Consider the following 1,093-nt stretch of genomic DNA (forward strand, 5'->3'; position numbering starts at 1 on the left):
GCCATCGGCGCGGCGCGAGAAATCGGCCAGGAGTTCGAGCGAGCGGCGGCAGCGCAATGCCCCGAACCAGCCGATGCGCCAGGGTGGCGCGACAGGCGCCTCGGCCATCTCATGCTCGGCCGGCAGGATCGCCGCTGCCTCGAAATATTTGTTTTCGACCAGTTCGACCGGCGCCGTCACCTGGCCGAACGGTTCGAAATAATTGGCGGTGAACGCGGGCGAGCTGGTCACCAGCAGCCTTACGTCCCTGGCAAGGTAACGTTCCGTGGCACGCAGCGCCCTGCCAACCGCATCGCTGCGAAGCATCAGGCGATGGATGTCGAGGCATTCATAGACGATCGGCACCGCGGCGCCGAACGCCGTGTTGGCGCGGCGGGCGAGCGCCAGCATTTCCAGGTTGCGCGCGATGATGAGATCGGGCCTCGGCATGCCGCGGAGCCTGGCGCCGATCGAAACCGCCGCCTTGGCGACTGCCGTCAGACGCTGGGCGAATCGCCCGTCACGCGTCGCGCCGAGATCCAGCGGCCGCAAACCCTCGACGTCGGCAATGGGATTTGCCGTGCGACGGAAGCCTGCGAGCGTGACCTGGGCGCCACCTGCCCTGAGCATGGTAATCCGCCGGCGCACTGCCGGGTCGGAAACGTCATGCACAAGGTACAAGACATTCAGCATGAAAACTCGACCGCTGTTGGCCCACCCACGGCGAACCTAGTACAGGTCTTGCTGCATCGCAACATTTTTGGTGCAGCGTAGCAAAATCCACGTTTTTTGTTGCACTGCAAAATAAATGCCGTAATTTGGCCGCGGCGGCGGTTGCAGGGTTCCTGGTCGGAACCTGCACAAGAATCAGGAATCCTGAATTTGGAAGCCAATCCATTCGATCCGCCAGAAGGCTCGCTGCGCAAATCCGTCGGGCGCGGCGCGGTCGTGACGGCCTTGTCGCAGTCCGTGCGGGTCGCCACGCAGATCATTTCCGTCATCGTGCTGTCGCGTCTCCTGTTGCCGCAGGATTTCGGCGTCGTGGCGATGTGCGCGCCGGTGCTGGCCTTCATCGCGCTGTTCCAGGATTTCGGCCTCACCCAGGCGACCATCC

2 protein-coding genes are annotated in these 1,093 nt (G+C 63.7%); one reads left to right on the top strand and one right to left on the bottom strand.

Annotated elements, in window-relative coordinates; translation table 11 throughout:
* Positions 1-672: glycosyltransferase (locus FJ980_RS33635; protein WP_140547664.1), on the bottom strand; the 672-nt coding region annotated here is incomplete at its 3' end.
* A 189-nt stretch (positions 673-861) separates the two neighbouring features.
* On the opposite strand from FJ980_RS33635, the gene FJ980_RS33640 reads away from it, so the two are divergent.
* Positions 862-1,093 (top strand): oligosaccharide flippase family protein (locus tag FJ980_RS33640; RefSeq protein ID WP_140547665.1); only part of this gene is annotated, 232 nt, incomplete at its 3' end.

It is taken from the genome of Mesorhizobium sp. B1-1-5, assembly GCF_006443065.1.
Lineage (GTDB): Bacteria > Pseudomonadota > Alphaproteobacteria > Rhizobiales > Rhizobiaceae > Mesorhizobium.